Annotated in this window: 24 protein-coding genes; 14 read left to right on the forward strand and 10 right to left on the reverse strand. The window is 59.5% G+C overall.

From position 1 onward, the window contains the following. Window positions 1-43 precede the first annotated feature (43 nt). Both H4684_RS00360 and H4684_RS00365 read left to right on the forward strand, forming a co-directional pair. Entirely contained in the window at window positions 44-1,567 is a 1,524-nt protein-coding gene (locus H4684_RS00360) for a hybrid sensor histidine kinase/response regulator (RefSeq protein WP_092188344.1), read from the forward strand. Between the two features lie 23 nt (window positions 1,568-1,590). Continuing rightward, a complete protein-coding gene (locus tag H4684_RS00365; protein ID WP_092188342.1) occupies window positions 1,591-2,007 on the forward strand; it encodes an RrF2 family transcriptional regulator in 417 nt (138 codons plus the stop codon). Between the two features lie 68 nt (window positions 2,008-2,075). Here the strand turns inward: H4684_RS00365 and H4684_RS00370 are convergent, their stop codons facing one another. The 3 genes from H4684_RS00370 to nth form a co-directional block, all read right to left on the reverse strand. After that, a complete protein-coding gene (locus H4684_RS00370; RefSeq protein ID WP_192622480.1) occupies window positions 2,076-2,657 on the reverse strand; it encodes a nitroreductase family protein in 582 nt (193 codons plus the stop codon). 704 nt (window positions 2,658-3,361) lie between these two features. Continuing rightward, the gene (gene tgt, locus H4684_RS00375; protein WP_092188339.1) at window positions 3,362-4,474 is read right to left on the reverse strand and encodes a tRNA guanosine(34) transglycosylase Tgt; all 1,113 of its coding nucleotides are present in this window, start codon (window positions 4,472-4,474) and stop codon (window positions 3,362-3,364) included. A gap of 2 nt (window positions 4,475-4,476) precedes the next feature. Next, complete coding sequence (gene nth, locus H4684_RS00380; protein ID WP_092188338.1) at window positions 4,477-5,157, reverse strand: endonuclease III; 681 nt, start codon at window positions 5,155-5,157, stop codon at window positions 4,477-4,479. Between the two features lie 92 nt (window positions 5,158-5,249). Between nth and cutA the strand changes: the two genes are divergently transcribed. The 9 genes from cutA to pal all read left to right on the forward strand — a co-directional run bounded on the left by cutA (window position 5,250) and on the right by pal (window position 12,300). Further along, window positions 5,250-5,579 carry a divalent-cation tolerance protein CutA gene (gene cutA / locus H4684_RS00385; protein WP_092188336.1) on the forward strand — a complete coding sequence of 110 codons (330 nt, stop codon included), beginning with the start codon at window positions 5,250-5,252 and terminating at the stop codon, window positions 5,577-5,579. Between the two features lie 77 nt (window positions 5,580-5,656). Then, on the forward strand, window positions 5,657-6,991 hold the full coding sequence (miaB, locus tag H4684_RS00390; RefSeq protein ID WP_092188335.1) for a tRNA (N6-isopentenyl adenosine(37)-C2)-methylthiotransferase MiaB: 1,335 nt from the start codon (window positions 5,657-5,659) through the stop codon (window positions 6,989-6,991). After that, window positions 6,985-7,479, forward strand: a complete 495-nt coding sequence (locus H4684_RS00395; protein ID WP_092188333.1) for a bifunctional nuclease family protein — start codon at window positions 6,985-6,987, stop codon at window positions 7,477-7,479. The genes miaB and H4684_RS00395 overlap by 7 nt, the downstream gene beginning before the upstream one ends. A 7-nt stretch (window positions 7,480-7,486) precedes the next feature. Continuing rightward, window positions 7,487-8,140, forward strand: coding sequence for a histidinol phosphate phosphatase domain-containing protein (locus tag H4684_RS00400; RefSeq protein WP_092188331.1), 654 nt, complete (start codon window positions 7,487-7,489; stop codon window positions 8,138-8,140). Window positions 8,141-8,195: 55 nt separating this feature from the next. Beyond that, window positions 8,196-8,987, forward strand: coding sequence for a MotA/TolQ/ExbB proton channel family protein (locus H4684_RS00405; protein ID WP_092188330.1), 792 nt, complete (start codon window positions 8,196-8,198; stop codon window positions 8,985-8,987). A gap of 3 nt (window positions 8,988-8,990) precedes the next feature. Further along, on the forward strand, window positions 8,991-9,401 hold the full coding sequence (locus H4684_RS00410; RefSeq protein ID WP_015772810.1) for an ExbD/TolR family protein: 411 nt from the start codon (window positions 8,991-8,993) through the stop codon (window positions 9,399-9,401). A gap of 14 nt (window positions 9,402-9,415) precedes the next feature. Beyond that, a complete protein-coding gene (locus H4684_RS00415) occupies window positions 9,416-10,387 on the forward strand; it encodes a cell envelope integrity protein TolA (protein WP_092188328.1) in 972 nt (323 codons plus the stop codon). Window positions 10,388-10,400: 13 nt separating this feature from the next. Continuing rightward, the gene (locus H4684_RS00420; protein ID WP_192622481.1) at window positions 10,401-11,720 is read left to right on the forward strand and encodes a PD40 domain-containing protein; all 1,320 of its coding nucleotides are present in this window, start codon (window positions 10,401-10,403) and stop codon (window positions 11,718-11,720) included. Between the two features lie 40 nt (window positions 11,721-11,760). Continuing rightward, window positions 11,761-12,300, forward strand: coding sequence for a peptidoglycan-associated lipoprotein Pal (gene pal / locus H4684_RS00425; protein ID WP_092188324.1), 540 nt, complete (start codon window positions 11,761-11,763; stop codon window positions 12,298-12,300). Window positions 12,301-12,624: 324 nt separating this feature from the next. Here pal and mdoH read toward each other — a convergent pair whose 3' ends face one another. From mdoH to hcp, 6 genes are all read right to left on the reverse strand, one after another. Continuing rightward, complete coding sequence (gene mdoH, locus H4684_RS00430; RefSeq protein ID WP_192622482.1) at window positions 12,625-14,721, reverse strand: glucans biosynthesis glucosyltransferase MdoH; 2,097 nt, start codon at window positions 14,719-14,721, stop codon at window positions 12,625-12,627. A 112-nt stretch (window positions 14,722-14,833) separates the two neighbouring features. Then, on the reverse strand, window positions 14,834-15,301 hold the full coding sequence (locus H4684_RS00435) for a hypothetical protein (RefSeq protein ID WP_192622483.1): 468 nt from the start codon (window positions 15,299-15,301) through the stop codon (window positions 14,834-14,836). Window positions 15,302-15,327: 26 nt separating this feature from the next. Next, window positions 15,328-16,890, reverse strand: coding sequence for a glucan biosynthesis protein (locus H4684_RS00440; protein ID WP_092188318.1), 1,563 nt, complete (start codon window positions 16,888-16,890; stop codon window positions 15,328-15,330). Window positions 16,891-17,143: 253 nt separating this feature from the next. Further along, window positions 17,144-18,733 carry a sigma 54-interacting transcriptional regulator gene (locus H4684_RS00445; RefSeq protein ID WP_092188316.1) on the reverse strand — a complete coding sequence of 530 codons (1,590 nt, stop codon included), beginning with the start codon at window positions 18,731-18,733 and terminating at the stop codon, window positions 17,144-17,146. A 259-nt stretch (window positions 18,734-18,992) separates the two neighbouring features. Next, the gene (locus H4684_RS00450; protein ID WP_092188314.1) at window positions 18,993-20,366 is read right to left on the reverse strand and encodes a YihY/virulence factor BrkB family protein; all 1,374 of its coding nucleotides are present in this window, start codon (window positions 20,364-20,366) and stop codon (window positions 18,993-18,995) included. Window positions 20,367-20,535: 169 nt separating this feature from the next. After that, the gene (gene hcp, locus H4684_RS00455) at window positions 20,536-22,143 is read right to left on the reverse strand and encodes a hydroxylamine reductase (RefSeq protein WP_192622484.1); all 1,608 of its coding nucleotides are present in this window, start codon (window positions 22,141-22,143) and stop codon (window positions 20,536-20,538) included. 213 nt (window positions 22,144-22,356) lie between these two features. On the opposite strand from hcp, the gene H4684_RS00460 reads away from it, so the two are divergent. From H4684_RS00460 to H4684_RS00470, 3 genes are all read left to right on the forward strand, one after another. Further along, entirely contained in the window at window positions 22,357-23,433 is a 1,077-nt protein-coding gene (locus H4684_RS00460; protein ID WP_092188310.1) for an FAD-dependent oxidoreductase, read from the forward strand. Between the two features lies 1 nt (window position 23,434). Further along, window positions 23,435-23,935 (forward strand): 4Fe-4S dicluster domain-containing protein, encoded by a 501-nt coding sequence (locus tag H4684_RS00465; RefSeq protein WP_092188308.1) that lies wholly within the window; start codon window positions 23,435-23,437, stop codon window positions 23,933-23,935. Window positions 23,936-24,379: 444 nt separating this feature from the next. Beyond that, a complete protein-coding gene (locus tag H4684_RS00470) occupies window positions 24,380-25,249 on the forward strand; it encodes a 4Fe-4S binding protein (protein ID WP_225940169.1) in 870 nt (289 codons plus the stop codon). Window positions 25,250-25,260: 11 nt separating this feature from the next. On the opposite strand, the gene rsgA is transcribed toward H4684_RS00470, so the two are convergent. Then, entirely contained in the window at window positions 25,261-26,310 is a 1,050-nt protein-coding gene (gene rsgA, locus H4684_RS00475) for a ribosome small subunit-dependent GTPase A (protein ID WP_192622486.1), read from the reverse strand.

Genomic DNA, 26,310 nt, shown 5'->3' on the forward strand with positions numbered 1-26,310 from the left:
GGAGCCTAGGTGAAACGTGCAAGGGTTTTTTGTGGCAAAACATATGCATGACATCGTAATTTCCGAATCCATCGTGATCATAACCCAGGATCCTGAACACGGCAGGGTCCTGGCGCATATCTTGAGCGAATACGGCTATCAGTCATCCAACTGCGATTATGACGACGCTCTTGTCACCGTGGGCCTGGTTCGACCGCGTCTGGCGGTTATGGGGATCTGCGACTGCCGGCTCGGGCAGGAACTGCTGAGGCGGCTTCGCGCCGGTTATCCTGAAGTGCGCATCATCGTCCTGGTTCCCGAAGGCGAATACGAGTTGGGCCTGGATTTTCTGGCCGATGGAGCTTCGGATTTCCTCTACAAACCGGTGTCGGAGAGGGCCCTGCGCGTCAGCCTGGACCGGGCTCTGACTTTTCTGGACCTTCAGCAGGAAAACGGGATCCTGAAGGAAAAGGGCAAGATCCTCGAATCAAGTCATCAGCTTTGTCGTCAGCTTTTCGATGAAGTCCCCTGTTACATCTCGGTCCAGAACAGGGACCGCCGCATAGTGAGGGCCAACAGGCAATTCAAGCTTGATTTCGGATCCTGCCTTGGCGAGCGCTGCTATGAGATCTACAAGCATCGCACCCATCCCTGCCCGCAGTGCCCCGTGGAGGAAACCTTTCGTGACGGCATGGTGCATCAGACCGAAGAAGTCGTCACCACGCGTGGCGGTCAGCAGAAGGTAGTGCTGACCCTGACCGCACCCTTGCGCGACGAGAAGGGTGAGATTCATGAAGTCATGGAACTTGCCACGGACATTACGCAGATCCGCGAACTGCAGGACCGCCTGACTTCACTCGGACTTTTCATCGGTTCCATCTCGCATGGCGTGCGCGGCATGCTGACTGCTCTCGACGGCGGGCTGTACCGGCTGGAAAAGGGTATCCAGAACCAGGACCTGGAGCTCGTGACCAACGGCGCCGAGCGTGTCAAGCTGATGATCTCCCGGATTCGCAATTCCGTTCTGGAGATGCTTTATTATTCCAAGGACAGGGATCTCAACATCCAGCTCATTGACGTTCAGAGCTTCGGCGACGGGGTGGCCAATTTCGTCGAACCCAAGGCCACCAAGCACGATGTCCGTTTTCAAAAGGAATTTCACGGCCAGCTGGGGCGTTTTGAAATTGATCCGGAAGTCATCTCCGCCGGTCTGGTCAACATTCTCGAGAATGCGGTGGACGCGTGCATCGAGGATGAAGGCAAGGATCGGCACATTGTCTCCTTCCTGATCGAGGGCGGCAAGGACAGCGTTTCGTTCGTCATTAGAGACAACGGCCCGGGAATGGATCGTTCCACGCAGGAAAAAATGTTTTCCTTGTTTTTCTCTTCCAAGGGTAGCAAGGGGACGGGGCTTGGGCTTTATATAGCAAATGATGTCGTTCATCAGCATGGCGGACAGATCCACGTCGATTCGACGCCGGGTGAGGGAACCGAATTCCGGGTGGTTTTGCCCAGAAAGCATGTACGAGCGGAAAATCGGGTGAATGGTGGCCAGAATGAGTCCGGAAAATCCGGAGGCGACGGCTAGATCTTGAAAATTTGGAGGACCGCATGCGCTTGACCACGCGAAGCCGGTATGGAACTCGACTGCTGCTCGATATTGCCTTGAATCAGGACAAGGGTTGGGTCAACACGACAGACATCGCCAGGCGGCAGAATATTTCTCAGAAATATATTGAAAAATTGATCACGGGGCTTCGACGTGGGGGGCTCATCGAGAGCAAACGCGGTCCTTTTGGCGGGCACAAGCTGGCCAAGCCCGCCATGGACGTCACGGTCGGCGACGTGGTCCGCGCCCTGGAAGAGAAAGTGGCCCTGACCCAGTGCGCCGAGGGGGAGCCAATTTGCGGGGAATGTTCCCTGGCGGGCGAATGCGTGACGCAGTTCGTCTGGATAGAAGCCAGCAACGTGCTCATGCAGACCCTTGATTCCTATCGACTTGGAGAGCTGATTTCCCGCAAGGGGTAGGATGCGTCGTTGAGCGGAGTTCATGGCCGCAAGCCTTTCCATTTCGGAGGGCTTGCGGCTTTTTTTTGTCATTTTTCTGTTTTTTGCAGGACAAGCTCGTCGCGACTGCGTTTGGGAACGTAATGCACCCCTGCTTCGTCCCGGTAATACTTGACCGACCCGTCCGCGGGCATGTCCACGATGCGCACGTCTTCGGCGGGTTTTCCAAGGGCCAGCACCAGACTGATTTCAAGCTCCGGCGGCAGGGATAAATGCGCGCGCAGCCTGTCGCGGTCGATTGCCCCGATCATGCATCCGCCAAATCCCTTTTCCACAGCGCCCAGCATCATGGTCTGGGCCATGATGCCCAGGTCGAATTTGGCGAAATCCCAGTCCTTGGCCGTGTTGAGCATGACGATATAGGCCGAGGGACGCTCCGTCGGCGCGGGGCCGTCCCAATCCTTCAGGTAGGCGGCCCATTTCAGACAGTCGAAGATGGCTTCGTTGTCCTGAGGCGAGTTGCACAAAATGAAGCGCAGGGGCTGCTTGTTGGCTGCGGAAGGGCATATCCCGGCCAGGTCGACGAGTTCCTCCAGGGTGGCCATGGGGATGGCAACGGAGTTGTCGAATCTGCGGTAGCTGCGACTTTTGAGGGTCAGATCCTTGAGCATGTGGGCCTCCTTGTTGGAATGTAATGAAAGAATAGGTTCTGTTGATCGCAGAGCGGCGGGTCGGTCCGGGGGCATGGCCGGGCCGGAACTCCCTCGCCGGGCTCGTAGAGCCGCATCATTGCGTGCATGAATCTTCTACGGCGCTTCGGGCGGGGGAGCAATGATGCGGCAAACGATGCCTGGCTCGGTCAGACAGCCGACCCGGCCATGCCCCCGGACCGACCCGCCTTGAGCTTCGCACGGCGAATTACTTTTCGCCAGTTGCCCAAAAACGCATCATTGCGTGCATGAACACGCTGCGGCGCTTCGGGCGGGGGAGCAATGATGCGGCAAACGATGCCTGGCTCGGTCAGACAGCCGACCCGGCCATGCCCCCGGACCGATCCGCCTTGAGCTTCGTGCGATGAATTGCTTTTCGCCTGTTGCCCAAAAACGCATCGTTGCGTGAAGGAGCATGATACGGTGCTTCGGGCAGGGGAGCAATGATGCGGTAAACGATGCCTGGCTCGGTCAGGCAGCCGCCCCGGTCATGCCCCCGGACCGACCCGCCTTGGATTTTGTCCGGAGGGGCATGTATTTCCGCTGCGTTTGTACCCACCGCAAAAATGTTGCGATGGAACCTGAACGTCATTCCCGCGTAGGCGGGAATCCATTTTTTAAGTGCGGATTCCCATCTCCTGGAAGCGGACTATTAGCCGTGACGCCTACGTGTCGTAGATATTCTCGAAGCGCGCCTTGTAGGCCTGAAATGTGCCTTCCTCGATGGCCTTTCTGGCATCCGTGACCACGGTCAGGAAAAATGCCAGGTTGTGGATGGTGTTGAGGCGATATGACAAAATTTCCTGGGCCTGATAAAGGTGACGCAGATAGGCCTTGCTGAAGTTTCGGCAGGTGTAGCAGGAGCATTCGGGGTCAAGGGGGCTGTCGTCTTCGGTGTACTGGGCCCGCTTGATGTTGACCTTGCCCTGGGATGTGAACAGGGTTCCGTTGCGTGCGTTGCGGGTGGGCATGACGCAATCGAACATGTCGATGCCGGCGTCGATGCCGCGCACTATGTCCAGCGGAGTGCCCACGCCCATCAGGTAGCGGGGCTTGTCTGCCGGCAGGAGCGGGGCGCTGTGGTAGAGAATGTCCATCATCTCGGCCTTGGATTCCCCTACGCTCAGGCCTCCCAGCGCGTAGCCGTCGAAGGGGATGTCCAGGAGCTGACGGATGCTCTCTTCCCGCAGGTCCTTGAAGAATCCGCCCTGACCGATGCCGAAGAGAAGCTGGTCCCCGCTGCCCTGCGGATAGGCGGCGCGGCAGCGCGCGGCCCAGCGGGTGGTCAGGCCCAATGATTTCTTGGTGTATTCGTGATCCGCGCCGTAGGGCACGCATTCATCGAGCACCATCATGATGTCCGAACCCAGGTTTTTCTGGATGGAGACGACCTTCTCGGGAGTGAATACGTGCTTGGAACCGTCGATGTGCGAGGAGAAGGTCACCCCGTCCTCGCTCAGCTTGCGTAGCCCCGAGAGGCTGAAGACCTGGAATCCGCCGGAGTCGGTCAGGATGGGGCGGTCCCAGTTCATGAATTTGTGCAGTCCGCCCCGGCGGGCGATCATCTCGTCATTGGGCCGCAGGTACAGATGATAGGTGTTGCCGAGGATGATGCGCGCGCCGAGGTCTTTCAAATCCTGGGGGCAGACCGCCTTGACCGTGCCCTGGGTGCCCACGGGCATGAAGATGGGAGTGGGAATGACGCCGTGGGCGGTGTGCAGTTCCCCTGCGCGGGCCTTGCCGTCCGTATTGTGTATGCTGAATTTTCCGATGTGCATGTTCACGCTTTGTGTTTCGTTGTGGGTGAAGCGGAGCGGGAGGTGACTCCGGTCCGCGGGCAAAGGTCGGCGAGTTCGCAGGCTTCGCAGTTTGGCTTGCGGGCGGTGCAGACCTCCCGGCCGAACAGGACGAGATAATGGTTTACCGCGCCCCAGCTGTCCTGCGGGAAAAGTTTGAGCAGGTCCTGTTCGACCTTGTCCGGGTTGGTTTGCCGGGTCAACCCGAGGCGAAAGCTGATCCGTTTGACATGGGTGTCCACGGCGATGCCCGCGTGCACGCCGAAGGCGTTGGACAGGACGACGTTGGCCGTCTTGCGGGCGACACCGGCCAGGGTCAGCATCTCTTCCATGGTGCGCGGCACCTGGCCGCCGAATTCCGTCACGATGCGCACTGCCGAGGCGTGCAGGTTCTTGGCCTTGTTGCGGAAAAAGCCGGTGGAGCGGATGACTCCCTCGATCTGCGCGGGGTCGGCCTTGGCCATCTGTTCCACGGTTTTCCAGGTGGCAAAGAGACCGGGCGTGACCATGTTGACCCGCGCGTCCGTGCACTGGGCCGACAGGATCGTGGCCACGAGCAGCTCCCACGGGGTGGACCAGGAAAGCTCGGTCCGGGGCGCGGGATAGCGCCGGGCCAGCCGCTCGCGAACGGCTCGGGCGCGTGCGGTGATGGATGAAACTCTCATGCGATGCTCCCAGATGCGGACGGGTCTGAAGACGCCGAGCCTTGCCTGACAGTTTTTTTTCGCAACCTCAAGTTTTTTGCATGGAGGCAAGAATGGAACAGATTCTGGTTTACATGACCTTCCCGGAGGAGAAGACGGCCACGCGGATAGGGCGCGCCCTGCTCGAACAGCGTCTGGTCGCCTGCGTGAACATCCTGCCGCGGGTGGAATCCATGTACTGGTGGGAAGACGAAATTCAACACGAGACCGAGGTGGCTGCGCTGGCCAAAACCGACTCGGCCCTGTTCGAACCGCTCAAGGCTTGCGTTCTGGGCCTGCATCCTTATGAAGTACCTTGTATCGTGGCAGTGGCCCTGGACCAAGGACACACGCCCTTTTTGCAATGGATCGACGAGCAGACCCGTGACCGTTCGCAGAAATGACCCCAAAATCAGTTGACTGGGTCAAAAAAACGTTCATAGCAATGCGCAACGCATAATTGAGGAGGCTACCCTTTTTCGTGAGGTTTCACATACTGACTTTCGGTTGCCAGATGAATGTGGCTGATGCCGACTGGTTGACCCAATCCCTGGTCTCCAGAGGCTGGACAGAGGCGTCTGAAGCAGACGCTCAAATTTTCGTGGTCACCACGTGCAGCGTGCGGGAAAAGCCCGAGCAGAAAGTGTACTCCCTGCTCGGCCGCCTGAAGAGCTACACTGATCGGAACCCGGAGGCTTTCGTGGCCGTTGGCGGCTGCGTGGCCCAGCAGATCGGCGAGGAATTCTGGAATCGCTTTCCATTCGTCCGTCTGGTTTTCGGAACCGACGGAACCGCCATGGTGCCCCAGGCCCTGGAGCGTCTGGTCGCGGACCCGGCACTGCGCATAAGCCTGCTGGATTTCCTGGACCATTACCCCGAACGCGAACAGCCCGAAGGCGGCACGGTACAGGCTCAGGCCTTCGTGAACATCATGCAGGGGTGCGACAATTTCTGCACCTACTGCATCGTGCCCTTCACCAGAGGACGGCAGAAGTCGCGCGGCTCGGACGCCGTCGTGGCCGAATGCGAAGCCCTGGTGCGGCGTGGCGCCCGCGAGCTGACCCTGTTGGGGCAGAACGTGAACAGCTACGGCCAGGACAAGCATGGCGATGGAACATCCTTTGCGTCCCTGCTGGAGCGGATTTCCGCCATTCCGGGTCTCATGCGTCTGAAATTCACGACATCGCACCCCAAGGACATCGCCCCCGAGGTCGTAACCGCTTTCGGCAAGCTGCCCAATCTTTGCCCCCAGCTGCATCTGCCCGTGCAGTCGGGGTCCGATGCGGTTCTGAAGGCCATGGGGCGCAAATACACCAAGGCGCGCTATCTGGACACGATCCGGGAGCTGCGCCGGGTTTGCCCGCAGATTACCCTGACCACCGACATCATTGTCGGATTCCCGGGGGAGACTCTTCAGGATTTTGAAGATACCCTGGAACTCATGCGCGAAGTGCGGTATGAGTCGAGCTTCTCCTTCAAATACTCGGACCGGCCCGGGGTGCGGGCCGAGAAGATGGACTTCAAGGTTCCCGAAGAGGAGAAGTCGCGACGCCTGGCGGTATTGCAGGAAATGCAGGACCGGATCACCGTCGAGGAGTTGGCCGCGCAGGTGGGGGCGGAAGCCGAGGTGTTGGTCGAAGGGCCGAGCAAGATGCAGGACAGTGAACATATTTTTTGGAGAGGCCGTGACGGGGGCGGACGGATTGTCAATTTCTCATCGCCCATACCTTGCCTGACAGGCAGAATGGTTCGCGTGCGCATCGTGGACGCGAAGAAACACTCCCTCGTGGGAGAGATTCGAGGTGAACCGTGGTAGACATGATAGTTTTCGGACTGGCATTGGACGAGGATTCGCAGATGCCGATCCTCATTTTAAAGGATACTTCGGAAGATATCATTTTTCCCATCTGGATCGGCGCCATGGAGGCCATGTCCATTTCCATGGCCCTGAACAAGGTCGCCGTGCCGCGGCCCATGACGCATGATCTGATCCTGGGCATACTGGAAAAGATGGAAACGCGGCTGGTCGCGGTGGAGATCATCTCCATCCACGAAGGTACGTATTACGCCGAGCTTGTGCTGCAAGGCGAGACCGGCGAACGTCGCGTCGATTGCCGCCCCTCGGACTCCATCGCATTGGCACTAAGAGCCCAGGTGCCCATCCGTGTCTCGGAGGAAGTCATCGCTCTGAACAAGACCCTGCAGAAAGGCGCTTTTCAGGAGGTTGTCACGGGCGAGGACAGCGACAAGTGGACGGATATCCTTTCCAAGTACAGCCTGGACGATCTCAAATACAAGATGTGATGCGCCCGTGATCGATCTGCACACCCATTCGAGCTTCAGCGACGGGGAGCTGGTCCCGGCCGAGCTGGCTCGCCGGGCCAAGGTGGCCGGGTATCGGGCGCTGGCCATCACCGATCACGCCGACGCCTCCAACATGGACTTCGTGCTGCCGCGCGTGGCCGCCATGGCGAAGGAGTATTCCATCTACATGGATATCGTCATCGTGGCCGGGGTCGAGCTGACGCACGTACCGCCCGCTCTCATGGAGCAGGAGGTGCGGCGCGCCCGCGCCCTGGGCGCGGGAATTGTCGTGGTTCATGGAGAGACCATCGTCGAGCCGGTGGAGACTGGCACGAATCTCGCGGCCATCGAGGCCGGGGTTGACGTGCTGGCCCATCCCGGACTGATTACGGCGGAAGAGGTCCGGCTCGCGGCGGAAAAGGGCGTGCTGCTCGAAATCACGACCCGGGCCGGACACGGATACACCAACGGACATGTCCTGGCCCTGGCCCGTGCGCATGGCGCCAGGATGGTGGTCAACAACGACGCCCACGCTCCACGCGATCTGGTCTGCGCGGAGCTGCGCCGCAAGATCGCCCTTGGGTGCGGCATGACCCCCGAAGAGTATCGGCAGGCGGACGGGGATGCCTGGGCTCTTGTGTCCCGGAGTCTTTACCTGTAGTGAACCAAGAATTTGTTGTGCCCTGTTAAATCTCGTAGTGTAAAAGGTGACAGATATGGACGCAGTAGCTCAGACGGGCGTTGTTGAGCAGATGAATGTTACGCAGCCGATTGATTCCATTCAATCCCTGGGAGCCGCCACTCAGCTTGGCGGCATGTCGCAGATGGGTTTCTGGGACATGATTTCCAATGCGACCGTGGTTGTGCAGGGCGTCATGGGCCTACTGGCCATCATGTCGCTCATCAGTTGGTCGATCATTTTCTTCAAGATAATTCAGATCAATGTCGGACGGCGCAAGGCCCTGCGCGAGCGTGCGCTATTCCAGAACGCCACCAACCTGGCCGACGGTGTGCAGACCCTGCGTGAGCAGGGCAACTCGGCCCTGTATCCCATCGCCAAGCGGGGGCTGCAGGAATTTCGTCGTCTGGAGCAATCCGTGATTCATCCCAACCTGAAGTTCCGCGTCGCCGGCGACAATTTGCGCCGGGTGCTCGAACAGGGGGTGAGCGAGGGGCTTGGGGAGATGTCCCGGTCCTTGTCGTTTTTGGCGACATGCGCCAATGCGGCCCCGTTCATCGGGCTTTTCGGCACAGTCTGGGGCATCATGAACTCATTTCACGCCATCGGCCAGATGAAGACGGCGGCGCTGGCCGCAGTCGCGCCCGGCATCTCCGAGGCTCTGGTGGCCACCGCCATCGGTCTGGCCGTGGCCATTCCGGCGACCATCGCCTACAATACCTTTCTGGGCATGATCACCACCGTGCATACGGAGATGGAGTGCTTCGCCAGCGAATTTCTGAATCGCGCCCAGCTTGAACTCCCATGGATGAACAAGCGGAGTGAATAAATCATGCAGGTAAATTCGGGAAAAGGCTTTTTGGCGGAGATCAACGTCACGCCCTTTGTGGACGTCATGCTGGTGCTGCTCATCATTTTCATGGTGACGGCGCCCATGCTGACACAGGGCGTCGAAGTCGACCTGCCTGAGACAAAAGCGGTCGAGACCCTGCCCGAGGACAGCGACACCGTGGTGTTGCACGTGCTCAAGGACGGGACCATCAAGCTCGACAAGTATGAGGTCAAGGTCGACGAACTCGGTAATTATCTCAAGAGAATGGAATTTGAGAAAGGAAAACTGCTCTATCTGCAGGCCGACAAGGATGTCGCATACGGCGTGGTCGTCAAGGTGATGGCGGAAGTCAGGGCTGCAGGCGTGCAAAAGCTTGGAGTCGTCGCGGAACCTGAGGAAGAGAACCCCTAGGATAAGGCGTTTAAGTGTTTAATTCGCTGCGTCATTTGAGTTGGGTTTTCTCCATTGTGCTGCATTTGATCGTGCTGCTCGGCGGAGCCTATGTGTCCACGGACACCCACATAAAACTTAATCTGAACAAAAGAATGTACGAGGTCGACCTGGTCGGTCCTCCGAACAAGGGCAAGCCCGGCGCCAAGAGCGCGCCAAAAAAGGCTGACGAGAAGGAAGCGAGCCCTCAAAAGCCCGTTCCCAAGGATGCCAAGGCGGTCAAGGCTCCGGATGAGCCGAAAAAACCGGACAAGAAGGCTGCGCCAAGCGAAACGGCCAAGGCGATTCCCTCGGACACGGTGAACGCCACCAAGGTGGCCGAGGCCAAGCCCGAGGAACCGAAAAAGCCTGAGCCCAAGAAGGAAGCTCCCAAGAAGGAAGAGCCCAAAAAGGAAGAACCCAAGAAGACCGCCAAGGAAGAGCCGAAAAGCGAACCCAAGGTCGAAAAGAAGCCTACCAAGGAAGAAATTCTGGCGCAGGCTCTGGGCGATGCGACCAAGGTCGCCAAGTCTTCTTCCTCAAGCGGCACGGAAGGTGCGGCCAAGGGTAACAAGAGTGGTTCCAAGGACGCCTTGGCGGACGCCCTGGCCGATCTTGGACGGGAAGTCTCGGGGCGCGGCACGCGCGGGGACGGAACGGCCGAGGATGGGGACGGCGAAGGGGTTTCCTCCGGCAGCCTGGATCAATTCTACGCCACGCAGGTCGTGCGGGCCATCCGCCAGAATTGGAGATTCCCCAGGTTGTCGAATGTCGTCCTGGCCACGACGGTGGAACTCAAAGTGAACAAGGGCGGAGAAATTCTTGGAGCGCGCATGTTGAACGGATCCGGACGATCCGATTTTGACGCGTCGGTAATGCGCGCCATCGAGGACACCAAGAAGTTGCCTCCATTGCCGGAAACTCTGGATGCGACTTTGGTCATAACTTTTTATAATACGGAAAATTGAGCAGGAGACTGCCTTGATCAAAAAAATCCTTCTCATTCTGCTAGCGCTGTTCGTTTTCTCCGGTCCCGTGCTGGCCGCCGGAGTGCTGAACATCGACATCTATGGACCGGGTCAGTCCCGGGTGAATCTTTTCGTGGCCGAGGCCCTGTCCAAGGACGGGTCTGGGCCGGTGGGAGGCATTCCCGAAAACGCTCCGGCGGAATTGCAGCAGCGCATCCATGCCAACTGCGCCTTCCTGCCTTTTTTTAACATGCTTTCCGGCAAGGATATCGTCGGCGGTCCCAATCCGGGCGGCTATGTCGCGCAGAGCATTGACTTCAACAAGTTTCAGCTCTCGCGTACGGACGTGCTGGTCACTGCTGCCTGGGCCCCGCGTCCCGGCGGAGTCGGAGAAGTGGAGCTGCGTGCCTACGAGGTCTACACCGGCCGCCTGATCGTGGGCAAAGGTTACGGCGTGGCCAACAAGCAGCAGATTCCCGAGGTGGCCGCCCGCTTTTGCGCGGACCTCATGGAAGCGCTGACCGGGCAGGGGGATTTTTTCCGCTCGAACATCGCCTTCATCAAGAAGGAAGGGCAGCGCAAACAGGTCTACATGGCCACGGCCCAGGGCCTCAATCTGCAAAAAATCACCAACCTCGATGGCATTGCCGTCAGTCCCGCCTGGTCTCACGACGGGCAAAAGCTGGTCTTTGTCTTTCTGGACAAGAAATATCACAATCTGTGCGTCTGGGATCGGCAGACCAGATCCCTGGAGAAGAAGAGACTTCCCGGAAACACGCTGATAGCGCCGGCCTTCACCAAGGCCGGAAACGTGGCGATCAGTCTTGATATGCGCGGTAACCCGGATATTTATGAACTCAATTCCGAGTACAAGGTCGTGCGCGCCCTGGAAGAAAACTGGGGCATAGACATCGGGCCGGATTTTGATCGGTCCGGAGAAAAAATGGTTTTTGTTTCCAATAGGTTGGGGAATCCACATGTGTTCTTGAAAAATCTGGTGAATGGTACTAGCAAGCGCATCTCCCTGACCGGAAAATACAACACCGGCCCAAGCATCAGTCCCGATGGTTCCCAGGTTGTTTTTGCCCAGATGGTGAACGGTAAACATAAGTTATTTTTGGTGGATTTGGCTTCCGGGCGCGAGCGCCAGTTGACATTTGGCCCCGGTAGTGATGAAGATCCCACTTGGTCTCCCGATGGTTATTTCATAGCTTTTGCTTCAACCAGATCCGGTCCGAGCAAGATCTATCTGACCACCAAGCATGGAGACGAACCGATCTTGATTCCAACCGGACCTGGGGAAGCAACTTCTCCGGCCTGGGGGAAATTATAATGGCAGAGGCGTGTTTTTTTTTTCGTTAATGGAGGAAGTTATGAAGAAGTTAGGCGTTTTTGGATTGATCGTTTTGGTTTTTTGTTTGGCCATGGCTGGCGGTTGCTCCAAAAAAGTGAGCTCCACCCCTGCCGGCGCGACCGCTGCTGGTGCTGGAGACGGTTCCGGTGCTCAGGGTGGCTTGACGGCGGAGCAGCTCGAAGCGCAGCGCCTTGCTGAACTGCAGCGTCAGGCTATCGAAAAGATCGGTGCAGACAAGATTTATTTTGCTTTTGATTCCAATGAGTTGACTCAGGAATCCCGCCAGGTTTTGACGGAGAAGGCCGAGCTGTTGAAGGCCAATCCGGCATTGTCCCTGCTGATCGAAGGACATTGCGACGAACGCGGAACCAACGAGTACAACTTGGCTCTTGGCGAACGCAGAGCCCGTGCTGCCTATGAGTTTCTCGTTCTTTTGGGAATTGATTCGTCCAAGCTGCAGATCATCAGCTACGGCGAAGAATACCCCGCTGTTCAGGGTTCCAACGAGGAAGCCTGGTCCAAGAACAGACGCGATGAATTCAAGGCCAGCGCCAACTAGTTAAAAAAGATTCCAAAAGGAGGGAGCAATCCCATCCTTTTTTCAAGCCCCGCTCACGCGGGGCTTTTTTTGGGCCTTATGACGACCAGGGCAGGAAGGGGTGCAAGACTGAAGAACTTGCCAGGCGCAGAGTAGGCGCCATGGAAAAAGAATAGGCCCTATAGGACTTATGGGACCTATGAAATAACAGAAGTTGCCAGGTGCAGAGTAGGTGCCATGGAAAAAGAATAGGTCCTATAGGACTTATGGGGCCTATAGGACCTATGAAATAACGTGGTCAGCTGAAGAGTTGTTTTGTGGCTTCTGTGTTTTCTTGCCTTCGAATCAATCCAGCCTGACTTTCCAGCGTCTTTCCAGCTCGTCCTGAGGCAGTTCCCAGATGTGTTCGTGGAGCCTTTTCATGCGTCGCGCGTCGTACAGCAGTTCCTTCTTTTCCTTTTTGCAAAGGGCCTGAGGGCCGTTGTCCATGGCTTTTTCAAGGATGGCGTCGCGGCGCGCCTCTATCTCGGGTGCCAGGGCGCGGGGGCCGCGCAGCAGGGTGCGGTGCAGGGTGTTGACGCCCGGGATCACGGCCGCTCTCAGGAAACCTTCCTCGGCTGGAATGCCGAAGCCGGATCTGTCTTCGGCGATGCTCTGCATGTAGCGTTCAATGTCCTCGTACTCGCGCGGGAGACGGACTTCTTCCGGCGTCTTGAAGATCCGCATGGCGCGGAAAAAACGGCCCAGTTCGGCGCGGCTGGTGAGCATGGACACCGGTATGGAGAGCAAGAGGGAGAAGACCAGGGGCGAGCTCCACCAGAAAAAGACCCGGTTGATCTGAAACATGGTCGCACCCCAGACGAGGCCCAGCAGCGTGCCGCCGCCGTGGAAGCGCAGTGCGTCCCAGAAGCGCGTGCCTTCGTCGTCGCGCTGCTGTGTGCCCCAGCCTATGCCCATGCCCATGAGGGTCAAAAAGACGTACTTGCTGTGAAAGAGCATGCGCACCGGAGCGAGCAGCGTGGACAGCACCACCTCCGTCAGGATGCTGCCGCACAGGGCGAAGAATCCTCCGAACTGTTTACGGCGACCCTTGATCAGGGCCAGGAGCAGGGCGCAGACCTTGGGCAGGAAAAGGATGACGCCTGTCGCGGCCAGCAGGGTCAGGGCCGGCATAGGGTCCCAGACAGGCCAGACGGGAAAGAGGGACTTGGCCGGGGTGAAATAGTCGGGCTGGATCAGGGCCTCGGAGATTGCTTCGGCAGTGGCCAGTGCCAGAAACAGGAACCAGAGCAGGGCCGAGCCGTAGGCCATGACACCGTTCAGAAACAGGGCGCGATGGCCGGGAAAGATGCCGCGGGTGAAGACCAGTCGCAGATGCTGCAGGTTGCCCTGGCACCAGCGGCGGTCGCGTTTGAGCTCGGTCAGCAGGTTGGGTGGGACTTCCTCGTAGCTGCCTTCCAGATCGTAGGCCAGCCAGACGGAGTATCCCGCGCGGCGCATGAGGGCTGATTCCACGAAGTCATGGGACAGGATGTCGCCGCCGAGCGGCGGCTTGCCCGGCAAGCGCGAAAGGGCGCAATGCTTGATGAATGGCTTGACCCTGATGATGGCGTTGTGGCCCCAGAACTGTGCGTCTCCCAGGAACCAGTGGTGCAGTCCTGCCGCGTACATGGGGCCGTAGGCCCGGTTGGCGAACTGCTGGGCGCGGGCGATGAGGGTCTCGCGCCCCGTGCAGGCCGGAGCGGTCTGCAGGATACCGACGTTCCGCCTGCGTTCCATGATGCGCACCATGCGGATGAGCGTTTCCCCGGACATGACGGAGTCGGCGTCAAAGACGATCATGTAGGTGTAATGGGCCCCGTGGCGACGGCAGAAATCGGCGACGTTGCCGCTTTTGCGCTTCAGGTTGATGCGGCGGCGACGGTAGAAGATGTGCCCATGCGCACCGAGATCTTCGCACAGCCTGTTCCAGGCCGCCTCTTCCTGCACCCAGCGGTCGGGATCGTTTGAGTCGCTCAGGATGTGAATGTCGAACCTGTCCGCCGCGCCGAGTCTGACCAGGGATCGCCAGACGGCCTGGATGCCGGCCATGATCCGTTCCGGATCTTCGTTGCAGACTGGGAAGAGGATGGCGATTTTGACGTGCGCGCGGATGGGCGCGTCGAGTTCCCCGCGTGAGCGCGTCACGGCGAAGCGGTCGTCTTTCTTGAGCAGGGTCCAGAATCCGGCCAGGGCGGTCCAGAATCCGAGCGAGATCCAGATGAAGAGCACGCAGTAGACAAAAATGATGCTCGCTTCGAGGTAGGTGGTGCCGCGATGCGGGAGCAGCGATCCCATGACGCTTGCGGCAACCAGGGCCGGAGTCAGGACCAGGATGAGGAGTAGGAGTCTGCGGCGGCTGGCGATCTTGCGCCAGGGTTCGTTCAAGAATTCTCGTTTCATGAATTTCCTTGATGAGGCGGCCGGGCCATGGGGAGAAGCATGGACGGCAATATGAAAGTCCGGGCAATCCGCCAGACTGGTATTTTAAAGGTCCTGTATGTCTGTCCCGGCGTTACGGCAGACTTGCGTCGAGAACATGGAGTCCCGCGAGCAGGAGCGCGTACATCAGGATATCGATCAGGCGCGAGTTGAAAAAGTACGCGGTCATGTTCCAAAGAGGCCGGCCAAGGCGCAGGAACACTCGCACCCACGGCCGTCTGTCCATCTCTTCGGGTTTCATGTGCATGCGTAGCACAGGAGGCCCGGGCACCACGAAGAGTGGGACCGGCTGCTCGGCAAGGAGCTCCCGCAGGATGGTCATGGCTCTGGCTTCGGCCTGCGACGGATTGTTGCCGGGATCTTCGGCCAGTGTTGTCAGCGTATTCAGGGCCAGCTCGTGACGGCTTCTCTCCGGCAGCGGCAGGTGCCTCAGATAGGCCGCGACCCGTCTTCCGGCTGCTTCCAGCCGGGTCTCGAGAATCGTGGCCGCCGTCTCCACTGGCGGGCTGTAGAGGCCTGCAATGCAGTCATCGTGCGGCAAAGGGGGCTCCGGGTGTTTGTTTTTCATCAGAGCTTTATGGCGTAGGTCCATGTTTCGGTTAGCGGAGTTACGCCGTGTTGCAGGATTGCCCGCATTTCGATGCTTGGCCTCTTGTCCGGCAGAACCATGGAGAGGGCCGAGGTCGAGTCGGGTTCGATTTCAAATACCAGACGCCAGCTGTCGGTGACAGGATTTTTGTAAACGCGTTTTTCCAGGAGCTTGCCGCCCATGCCGACCCAGACATTGGCGTCAAGGGCCGCGTCATCCGGGAGGTCCTCAAGCTTGCCTCCCTGGAACTCAAGCACGAACAGTCTGGAATTGGGCTTTTTGCCCTTTCCGGTGCGCGTGAAAATGACCTGACCCTCCGGAGATGCCACGCGTTTGGGCGGCGCCCAGCGCATCCTGTAATCAAAGGCGATGGCCTGTCCCGGCTGCGGATTTGTTTCCGGCGTCCAGAAGGTGACGATGTTGTCATGAATCTCTTCCGGAGAAGGAATCTGCACCAGATGCAGCTTTCCAGGCCCCCAGTCACCCTTGGGTTCGATCCAGGCACTGGGCCTGGCCTCGTACTTGGCTTCGAGGTCGAGGTAGTTTGCGTACTCCGTGTCGCGCTGCATGAGTCCCATGCCGCGGATGTTGGGCGCGCTGAAGACATTGACGGACAGGGACTTGGGATTTTGCAGCGGCCGCCAGATCCATTCCCCGTTTTCAAGGGCTGCCATGAGGCCGTCGGAGTCATGCACTTCGGGCCTGAAGTCGTCGCTCACGCGAGGATTGGAGTTTTCTCCGAAGATGAACATGCTGGTCAGGGGTGCGATACCCAGCTTTGTCACGGGTTCACGCAGGAAAAGTATGGACTCGACGTCGAGCACGGTTTCCGCTCCCGTCGTGGTCTCGAAACGATAGGCGCCGGTTACGCTGCGTGAATCCAGCAGGGCATAGATGACGAGGGACTTGTCTTTCTTGCCCGGCTTCACGATCCAGAATTCCTTGAAAAAAGGGAATTCCTCGCCCGAGGGCTCCGCCGTGTCGATGGCCAGGCCACGGGCGGACAGACCATAGTTCTGTCCCTTGCCAACGGCCCTGAAATAGCTGGCCCCGAGAAAGACCAGGAATTCATCCAGATAGTTCTTGGTGTTGATGGCCGTGTGGACGCGAAATCCCGCGTAGCCCATTTCCGCCGGAATTTGGGCGGCGAAAACGTTTTTCCCGTAATCGAAGGCTTCGGTGTCGAAGGCCAGACGGGTGGGAACATTCTTTTCCACCACGTTGATGGCCACCGTCCGGTCGTAAAACAGGCCCGGGTGAAAGAATTGCAGTTCAAAGGGCAACTTCTCTTTTCGCCACAGACTTTTCTCCGGGACAAAGCGGATGTCCCGCCATTGGTCGTACGAGATGGTTTTTAAAACCTGGGGCACCTGGCCCGCGTTGTCTTCGTAAGGTTTGCCCGCGAGCTCTTGCGCCATGGCCGCGACATCCTGCAGGCCGAAGCCGGGGGCTTGGGGCTGGGTTTGGGCCTGGGCCTGGACGGTGGAAAAGAAGAGGAAGAGTCCGGCCACAAGGCCGCACAATCCGTTATGTCTGAACATGCTTGGTTCTCCTGCTGGGAAATGTTGCCCACGATTGGATGGGGCAATTTCGGTATTTCCACTTGTGCTTTTCGCTGGCGCTCGTCAAGAGCTAAGAAATGTCTCGGCAGCCCTTGGTAACCGGGGCTTGCGCCATTCGTTTCGTGGGCTCTGCGCCAAGAAGCGCGGCAATGAACCAGAAGGGAGGAAGGCGGGAGGAGTGGCCCGGCCGGAAACGTGTCGGAGGGATTGCTTCCGGCCGGGCCGAGGGGTCTTATGATTGCTGTCTGCGGTGCTCGACTCGCCCCTTGGCGATGAGCTCCTCAAGGTTGAATTTTCGCACCCGGTATCCCATCTGGCGGGGTGTCAGGTTCAGTTCCCGCGCCGCCTTGTACTGAATCCAGGCGTTTCGTTTGAGGGCCGCCAGAACTTCCCTGCGTTCGGTTTCCTTGAGTGGCTGGCAAAGATTTTCCTGCTCCGGGGGAGTGAACGGTTGGGGAGCCTGCCTTGCAGATCCGGGGCGGTGTGTTTCATGCGTGAGGAAGCTGCGTACCAGCTCGGATTCCACCGGCTTGTCGTCGGTCAGGATGACCAGGCGTTCCACCAGATTTTCGAGTTCGCGTACGTTGCCGGGCCAGTCATAGGCCAAAAGCAGGTCCAAGGCGCCCGTGGTCAGGGTTAGGCCGCGCCCGTATTCGCGCTCCATTTCCTTTTGGAAGTGATTCAGCAGGCGCGGGATGTCTTCCTTGCGCTCTCGCACCGCCGGGACATGCACCGGAAAGACATTCAATCGGTAGTAGAGGTCTTCCCGGAAGAGGCCCTGGCCGACGAGAAGCTCTAGTTCACGGTTGGTGGCGCTGATGATGCGTACATCTACCTTGCGCGTCTTGTTGCTGCCGATGCGTTCGAATTCGCGCTCCTGAAGCACGCGCAGCAGTTTCGATTGCAGCGTGAGGGGCAGTTCCCCGATTTCATCCAGAAATATCGTGCCCAGGTGCGCATCTTCGAAGCGGCCCGGTTTGGTGCTGTTGGCCCCGGTGAACGCTCCTCTCTCATAGCCGAAGAGTTCCGCTTCCAGCAGGTTTTCGGGGATGGCGGCGCAGTTGACCTTGATGAATGGGTGTGTCTTGCGGTCGGACAGTTCATGGATGATGCGTCCGATGAGGGTCTTGCCCGTCCCCGATTCCCCGAGGAGCAGCACCGTGGCCTTGGTGATGGCGACCTTGGCCACGTATTGCTCCACCTCAAGCATGGCCTGGCTCTTGCCCACGATGTAGGGGCCGTGATTCTCCCTGGCGATCTGGTACTTGAGCGAGGTGTTTTCCTGCTTGAGCGCGGCCTCCCGCTTTTTTACTTTTTCGTTAAGACTCAGAAACTGTGAAATGAGGGTGGCCACCACGGTCAGGAATTCCGTGTCGGCATCGAGTTGCTCCTGGCCCGTGAAAACACGGTCCACGTTCATGACCCCGATGGGGCTGCCGTGCAGCAGGATGGGCACGCCCACGAACGAGATGCGTTCGTGGCTGATGCGGCGCGTGCCCGTCTTGTCCAGAAAGAGGGGTTCAAGGGAAATGTCCGGAACCACGTAGGGCCTTGCCGTGCGAAAGATGATCCCCGTGATTCCTTCGTCCATGCGATATACGCCGCGTTGCTTCTCAAGGTCCGAAAGGCCGTACGACGTGGATATGGCCAGGCGGCCCGAGAGCGGGTCGTACAGGGTGACGGTGGCCCTGCGCATGCTCATGGTGTCGGAGAGGATCTTCAGGATTGATTCCAGAGCGCTCTCCAGGTCCAGGGCCTGATCGATGACCTTGCTGATGGCCAGCAGGACGCGCAATTCGGTGGAACAGGTTGAGGTGCTCATGGCGGGTATGAAGCAACAAGGATGCCGCTTCAATCCAAGATTGCAAGGAAAATGTCCGATTGCGGACGATCTGGATTTCATAGGTATTAAAATTCAATAAATCAGCAGGTTGGATTCTTTTTTTTAAGACAGGGAGAAAGCAGGAATTCTTCGGCGTGGATTTTTACTGCGAAACATCGGAAGGGATTGTTTACATTAATGTAACAACTGTTTGCAAAGGTGTCCGGGCATCAATCTTTTTTATACAAAATTGGTTATTTTATGAAGGGTCGGTGGAAGGGTTCTTTGTGCACTTTGCCGAGTCTATGTCACGCAGCAGTGTATCGGCCATGCCGGGATCCTTTCGGGATTGGAACGCGTCCAGGCAGGCGGAAAGGTTGGCCAGGTTTGGGTGCTGTTCGGTGAAGCGCGGATTTTCATCGATGGAATCGATGGCGGCGACGACATTTTGCACGCTGATGTGGGCGCTGTCGCGGGCTGGCAGGAGCAGGGCGGTACCTTGATCTTCGTCCTGAACGCGGCTCAAGAGGCGCGCCCGGATCAGCATGTCGACCATTTCCCGGGTTTCGCGCGGGGAGATGGCGAGCCTCTGGGCGATCTCCTCTTCGGTCATGGCGGGCTCATCGCGGTGAAAGCGTTGCACCACGGCGTGGCAGATTCCAAGCGCCAGGAGCCTGGTCTGGGAAGCGCTCCGGGGATGAAGGCCCGATTTGGGATCGGCCACTTTCGATTGAGGAAAGGCATGGGCGATCTCGGCTCCGAAGAGCACGATGCTCCAGCTCAGCTGCAACCAGATCAAAAAGAGGGGCAGGGCTGCAAAGCTGCCGTAGATGGCGTTGTAGCTGGTCACGTAGATCTGGAATTTTACATAGCCTATCTGCAGGAATTGGTAGGCCGATCCAGCCAGGATGGCGGCCAGGAAGGCGCTTCCGATGTGGACGCGGGTGTTGGGCATGATCAGGTAGACCACGCAGAACAGCAGCCAGAGCAGGACGTAGGGAGCAAGGCTGAGACCCAGGGAGATGGCCGGGGTTGCGACTTCTTCCAGCCCGACCTGGGAAGTGAGGGCGGACACCTGAGAGACGATGAAGACGGTGACGCTGCCCGACATGATGAGCAGCACCGGCGCGATGATCATGATGGAGAGGTAGTCGGTGAACTTGCGCACGATGGAGCGTGAGGACACGGACCAGATCTGGTTGAAGTTGTCCTCGATCTTGCCCAGGACCTTGATCACGGACCAGAAGAGCACGATGACGCCGATCCCGGCGATGAGCCCTCCCTTGGTGTTGTCGAGCATGTTGCGGGCGAATTCGATGACCTGCTGGATCACTTCCTGCTGGGCCGCGAAATGCGTGAGTAGCTCTTTTTCAAGCAACTGCTCGAACCCGAAGCCCTTGGCCACGCCAAAAGCCATGGCCGCCAGGGGAACCAGGGAGAGGAGGGTGTAGAAGGTCAGCGCCGAGGCATGCGAGGAGCCCTGGCGGCGGTTGAAGTTGACTACCGCAAGGGCGATGGTTCTGCCGAGGCGGACCAGAAACCAGGAGATGGCGGAGCCTTCGCTTCGGGCATGCCTGTAGGGCTGAGTCAGGAACTGGATCAGTCGATCCATGAGTGTGCCGCTTTCTTCCATGCTGAAATCCGTGGTGGTTGAGCTTGTCCGGGATTTTTTTCAATCCAGTGGCCATGTTCGGGGCAAGGTGTCAACCGGGTGGCGGAAAAAAATGGCGGCTAAAGAGGGGATGCGGACAAAAAAGGACAAGGCCCCGCGCGATGCGGGGCCTTGCCGATGAGGAAGAGGATCAGCCGAGGATGGCTTTCAGGTCTTCGTCCGGAGTGGTCAGCGGCTTGATGTCGAAGTTGTCGACCAGCACGCCAAGGACCGTCGGGGTGATGAAGGCCGGAAGCGTGGGCCCGAGGCGGATGCCCTTGATGCCGAGGGACAGAAGGGTCAGCAGGATGGCCACGGCCTTCTGCTCGTACCAGGACAGGACCATGGACAGGGGCAGGTCGTTCACGCCGCAGTCGAAAGCGCCGGCCAGGGCCGAGGCGATCTGGATGGCCGAGTAGGCGTCATTGCACTGGCCGATGTCCAGAAGGCGAGGGATGCCGCCGATGTCGCCGAGCTTCTTGTCGAAGAAGCGGAACTTGCCGCAGGCCAGGGTCAGTACGATGCAGTCGGTGGGGACCTTTTCCACGAACTCGGTGTAGTAGTTGCGGCCGGGCTTGGCGCCGTCACAACCGGCGACCAGGAAGAAGTGGCGGATGTCGCCGCTCTTGACCGCCGCGATGACCTTGTCGGCCACGCCGAGCACTGCATTGCGAGCAAAGCCGGTCAGCACGCTGCCCTTGTCTTCGTCGGCCGCGAAGCCGGGCATTTCAAGAGCCTTCTCGATGACCTTGGAGAAATCCTTGCCGACGTGGGTCACGCCGGGCCAGCCGACCAGGCCGGTGGTGAAGATGTTGCCCTTGTAGGATTCGACCGGCTTCTGGATGCAGTTGGTGGTCATCAGGATCGCGCCGGGGAATTCGGAGAACTCTTTTTGCTGGTTCTGCCAGGCCGTGCCGTAGTGGCCATGGAAATGCGGGTGCTTTTTGAGCTCCGGGTATCCGTGGCAGGGCAGCATTTCGCCGTGGGTGTAAATGTTGATGCCCTTGCCGGCGGTCTGCTCCAGCAGCATGCCGAGATCTTTGAGGTCATGGCCGGAGACCAGGATGGCCTTGCCTTGCCTGGCTCCAAGCGGGACTTCGGTCGGGACGGGGTGGCCGTAGGAGCCGGTGTTGGCGGTGTCGAGGAGTTCCATGGCCTTCAGGTTGATCTGGCCGCATTCCAGGCACAGCCCGACCAGTTCGTCCACGCCCAGGCTTTCCAGGCTCTTGACCAGGGCGCGCTGCACGAATTCGTACACGCTCTCGTCTTCCTGTCCGAGAATGGCGGCATGGTCCGCGTAGGCGGCCACGCCTTTGAGGCCGTAGATGAGGATCTGCTTGAGGGAGCGCAGGTCTTCGTGCGCTTCCAGCGCTTCGGAGATGCCATGCTGTTCACCCTGGGCGACCAGGCCTTCCAGGGTCGCGGCCGGGGTGAAGGTGGCGGCGGGGCTGTCCACGGTCACGCCGGTCTTGGCCTTGATGGCTTCACGGTGGGCGACGGTGTCGTTGATGAGGGTCTGGAAGCGGGCCGGGTCGAAGTCCACGTTGGTCAGGGTCGAGAAGACGCCTTCGTTGATGAAGCGGTTCACGGCCGCGTCGGACACGCCCTTGGCCCGGGCCTGCTCGGTGATCTGGGAGAGTCCCTGCAGCGCGTAAATGAGAAGATCCTGCAGGGCCGCGACGTCGGGCTGCTTGCCGCAAACGCCGACCTTGGTGCATCCGGTTCCTTTTGCGGTCTGTTCACACTGGTTGCAAAACATGAGGGGTAGCCTCCATTTGTTGGGTGTTGTTGTCGTTTCCGTTGAGAAGGGGTTTACGGGGAAGCGGGCGCGCGAGCTTTGACTCATGTCAAAAAACGCGACTTTTTCCGGGCGTCACGACCGCCGTCTTTGTGAAGGATTGCTCTATCTTGACAAAGGCGTCACGCCGGAGGAGACGATGCGAATACGGTCATAAACGATAATGGAGTGCCCATGGACCCGATGAATTTCAATTTTCTGTGTTCCGAACCGGCCGCTCCCGTTGGCCGCAGCGTCGGAATCATCGGCGCGGGCCCCTCCGGTCTGGCCGCCACGGGCTACCTGTCCTGCCTGGGCTACCAGGTCGAGGTTTACGACAAGCTGCCCAAGCCCGGCGGGCTCATGCTGTTCGGCATCCCAGGTCACCGCATCCCCAAGGAGCGCATTGATCTTGGCGCGCGCAACCTTGAGAGAAAGGCCGGCGTCATTTTCCATACCCACACCAAGATCTGCTGCAGCGGACCTCTGCATGACGAGGAGGGGGATCATTTCTGCCGCGAGATTCTGGGTTTCGGGGACATGGTCAAAAAGCACGACGCCATCATGATCTGTACCGGCTCCTGGCGTTCGCGCAAACTGGGCATCCCCGGCGAGACTTTGCCCGGAGTTTTTTCGGGCCTTGAATTTCTGTTTCCCATCCGCGCCGTCAAATACAGCGCGCCCAATGTGAAGCTGCCTGACGTGGCGGGCAAGACCGTGGCCGTCATCGGCGCCGGGCATTCGGCTGTGGATGTGGCGCACAGCGCGGTTCATCTTGGCGCTGCCAAGGTGTATCACATCTACCGGCGCACGAGTCGTGAAGCGCCGTGCGGAGCTTTCGAGATCGAGCAGCTGCGCCAGATGGGCGTGGAGTGGCTGGATCGCACCACGCCGCTTCGGGTCCTGGGCGGAGGCAAGGTCGAGGGTTTGGAGATTTCCCGTCCCGGCCAGAACGAGGCCGAGGTCTCGGTCCTGCCCGTGGATCTGGTGGTCGCCGCCATCGGCGAGACGGCCACGCCGCCCTTTGCCAAGGAGCTGGGCCTTGAGAACGTGCGCAAGGGCGAGGTGCGCTGGCTGCACATGACCGCCATCGAGAACGTGTTTGTGGCTGGCGACGCCCTGAGCGGCCCGAGCAAGATCGGCAAGGCGGTTTACAGCGGCCTGCGCGCGGCCCGCTCTTTGGCCAACTGGCTGGACCTCAAGGCCCAGGACAGGCTCGACGCCTACGACTACAACGACCTCGTGACCAACGAAGCGGGATTCAGGAGCTGACATGAGCGGGCAGAAGACACTTTATATCGACTACAGCCTGTGCATCGGCTGCGAAACCTGCGAGTATGTGTGCCGCTTCACCAACGACACCTCGCGCATTCACATGACCCGGACCATCGACGGGGTCATGGTGCCACTGTATTGCCAGCATTGCGAAAACCCCAAGTGCGCCAATGCCTGTCCGCGTGGGGCGCTGAAGAGAGACAAGGACGGCGCGATCATCCTGCAATCCATGCTTTGCCGGGGCTGTCAGACCAAGAACTGCATCCTGGCCTGTCCGCACAGCGCCATGTTCGAGACCGATCGCGGGGTCATGGTCGCCAAGTGCGACATGTGCGCCCAGCGACGCCAGGTCGGCATGGGCCCGGCCTGCGTGGAAATGTGCCCGTGCGCGGCCATCCGCTACGTGGACCGCGACGAGATTCCGGCCCTGGAGACGGAGAAGTCCAGGCAGGCCCATCAGAAGGTGCTCGAACACCTGAAATTGCCGGGAAAGGATTGAAACAGGTTCCCTGTTAGGCGCGGGGCCGTAAAGAGACAGAGGCTGGAAGAGATTCCGGCCTTTGCCATTTTCAGGATGGTGCCCTTAGGACGTCACACAAGCGTGTCGCAAACGCGGATTGCCTTCAGCAATCCCAACCGTGCTCCCGGCTTCGTCGTTCTGAACGCGGCATTCATCTTGCTTCAGATCGCCGTCAATCAACCCACGCCCCGATTTTCGGGACTTTGTTGCACATTCCGTTCTGCACAAGCGAGCTAGTGCAATGCACTTGCGCGTGCGGTCTGTTCGGGGTTCAGGACCGAGCCGCAACACGTCATGATTTTTACGAGGTATCCCGTGCGTTTCTCCCTGCCGTCACCTGCGTTGTTCCAACGCCTGATCCAATCGGCATTTCTGATTCTTTGCCTGTACACAGGTTGGAAATTTCATCACTTCGTGCTGTGGATGACAGGACAGAGTGCAATCCAGGTGTCCAGGCCTCCGTCTGTCGAAGCCTTCTTGCCCATCGCGGCGCTGATGGGGCTGCGCCGTTTGGTTGAAAGCGGGGTGTGGGACGTGGTCCATCCGGCGGGACTGGCCATTTTTCTTGCGGTCCTGGGCATGGCCCTGCTCGTGCGCAAGGGGTTCTGCGGCTACGTCTGCCCGGTGGGACTTGTGTCCGGACTGCTCAACCGCCTGGGCAGGGCGCTGAAACTGTCCAGAGTGCCCGGCCGGTGGATCGACATCCTGCTGTCCGTGCCCAAATATGTGCTGCTGGCTTTTTTTCTGTACACGGTTTTCGTGGGCATGGATTTGCGGGCCGTGGAGCAATTCGCATCGAGCCCGTACAACTTTGTGGCCGATGCACGCATGCTGGGCTTTTTTCTGGAGCCGTCCGCGCTGACCCTCATGATTCTGGCCGGACTGGCCGCGTTTGGAGTATTTCTGCGCAGCGCGTGGTGCCGCTATCTCTGCCCCTATGGCGCGTTGCTCGGCCTGTTGAGCTGGGCCGGTCCCGTGCGCGTCCGCCGGGACAAGGACGCCTGTGTCCAGTGTGGCCGGTGCAGCGCCTCATGCCCCGGCGGCATTGCGGTGCATCTGAAGGAGGATGTGCGCAGTCCGGAATGCGTGGGCTGCATGCGCTGCCAATCCGTCTGCCCGGTGCCTGGATGCGTGACCCTGCGAGCCGGGGGCAGGGAAGTGCCGTTTTGGAGCATTGGGCTTGGATGCGTGCTCCTGCTGCTTGCGGCCTGGCTTCTGGCCGACGCCCAGGGCTTGTGGCATCAGAATTTGCCCGAAGACATGCTGCGCATGCTGTATCGCCAGGCCCACTGAAAAAATGCCGTTTAGCCCTTCATTCCTTTTTTCACCGATTTGACGAGTTTTCCAAAGGACTTGTCTTTCTTTCGCTTGTCCAGCGACGACATCTCAAAGTATTCCGCTTCCTTTTTGAGCTTGAGGTAATTGGCATAGCGCTCTTCCTGCAAGTCTCCGCGCTGAATGGCGGCGCGGACGGCGCAGCCGGGCTCGTGCCGGTGCGTGCAGTCGGCGAAGCGGCAGGACGCGGCCAGTTCGCCCAGTTCCCCGAAGCCCGCGTCAACGGTGTCCCCGTGTCCGAGGACGCCAAGTTCGCGCATGCCGGGCGTGTCGATCAGCATGGCACCGCTGTCGAGCAGGATGAGCTGGCGGCGGGTGGTGGTATGGACGCCCTCACCCGAGTCGCTGACGGTCCGGGTATCGAAGGCGTCCCGGCCCAGGAGGCGGTTGACGATCGTCGTCTTGCCGACGCCGGAGGAGCCGAGCAGGCAGCAGGTTTTTCCCGGCTCCATGGCCGCGCGTAGATCCTCGTACCCGGCGCCGGTCACGCTGCTGACTTCCATGACCCGGGCCGAGGTCACGGCGGCCACGAGGGCGCGCTTGCGCTGCAGTTCCTCCGGGCCGGGCAGGTCCGTCTTGGTCAGCAGGACGACCGGTTCGACCCCGCCGTCGGCGGCCATGACCAGGTAGCGTTCCAGGCGGTTGGGGTTGAAGTCGAAATGGCAGGCCTGGATGATGAAGGCCGTGTCCACGTTGGCCGCGATCATCTGCTCCGCGGCGTCCTCGCCCGCGGCCCTGCGCCGCAGGAAGGTCCTGCGCGGCAGGACCTGGTGGATGATGGCCGCCCGGCCGTGGTCGTAACACTGCACCGCCACCCAGTCCCCGACGCAGGGCAGGTCCGCCGCCCGTTCGGTATGGAACGAGAGCTTTCCGCTCAGCTCCGCCGGTATCTCGTCCGACGCGTGGCGGACGCGGCAGGAGCCACGGTCAACGGCGCAGACGCGGGCGAGGGTGAAGCCGTCCACGTCGCTGGCCCGGGCCGTGAACCAGGGGTCGAAACCGAGTTGGTTCAGGTTCAT

This window comes from Desulfomicrobium macestii (genome assembly GCF_014873765.1).
GTDB classification, from domain to species: Bacteria; Desulfobacterota; Desulfovibrionia; order Desulfovibrionales; family Desulfomicrobiaceae; genus Desulfomicrobium; species Desulfomicrobium macestii.